This is a genomic window from Nitratidesulfovibrio liaohensis (assembly GCF_011682075.1).
In the GTDB taxonomy this organism is placed as follows: domain Bacteria; phylum Desulfobacterota; class Desulfovibrionia; order Desulfovibrionales; family Desulfovibrionaceae; genus Cupidesulfovibrio; species Cupidesulfovibrio liaohensis.
In genome coordinates this window covers 1-1,052 of sequence record NZ_VSMK01000622.1, presented here as the reverse complement: position 1 = coordinate 1,052, position 1,052 = coordinate 1, and the positions used below count along the sequence as shown (strand labels likewise).

Genomic DNA, 1,052 nt, shown 5'->3' with positions numbered 1-1,052 from the left:
ATCGCCCGCGCCGCATCCAGGCCCGGCCACCTGCTTTCGCTGCGCCACGCGCCGTCGCCGCTGGGCTTTCCCTCGCAGCTTTCGCTGGCCGCCGCCCATGTCGCGGACATCCCGTCATCCAGCACAGGCAGCACGGGCAGCACAGGCAGCACAGGCAGCACGGGCAGCACGGGCACGGGCAGCACGGGCACGGGGTGGGATGGTGCCGACCGCAACGGAGGGCCCCGCGTGCTGCTGTTCGGCGAATCCTTCCCGCCCGACCAGGGAGGGACGGCCCCCCGTACTGAAAAATCGGCAAAGCCCCCCCGCCCTGAAAAAACGGAGATGGCCCGCCACCTGGAAGAACTGGGCGCGGCCCTTGCGCAGTCGGGATATGCCCCGCACGTGGTGACCGGGGCACGCCCGGATCACGCGGAACCTGCCCCGCAGGACATCGCCGTCACCGAAACCGGACTATGGGCCACCCCCGGCCTGCCCGACCTGTACCGACTGGACCGGCTGGCCGAAAGCGGCATCACCCGCGCCGCCCTTCTCGCGGGCCCTCCCGGCGCGTGGCTGCTGCCCGCATGCAGGCTGCTGCGCAAGCACGACGTGCGCACCGTGCTGCTGCCCTCCATCAGCGCAGCCGACCTTGCCACGGTCCGGCAGGGCGGCGACCTGCCCTACCTGCGCTTTGCGCTGGCCTGCGCGGACGAGGTGGTCCGGGGTTCCGAATCGGGCTGCGACGCGCAGGTGCTGCACCTCATGGGTGCAACCAGCCATTTCGTACCGCGCGCCGTTCTGCCCGCGCCCGCGCCCGGCGACTTCCGGCGGCAGCACGGCCTTGCGCCGGATATCCCGCTGCTGGTCGCCGTGTCCGACTTCCTGCCGGAGAGCGCCCTGCCCGATTTGCTCGATATGCTGAGCAGGCTGGCGCACGACAACGGGCAGTGGCAACTGGCCATCATCGGCGGCGTGCCCAACCGCGCCACTGCCGACCCGCGCATGCACCTGCTGGGGCCGCTGCCCCGCCCGCAGGTGCAGTCCGCCCTGCGTGACGCCGACATCCTGCT

Annotated in this window: 1 pseudogene; it reads left to right on the top strand. The window is 71.9% G+C overall.

Features of this window, described 5'->3' with window-relative positions:
• Nucleotides 1–1,052 (top strand): annotated as a pseudogene (locus FVW27_RS16785) (glycosyltransferase family 4 protein); the annotation flags it as partial.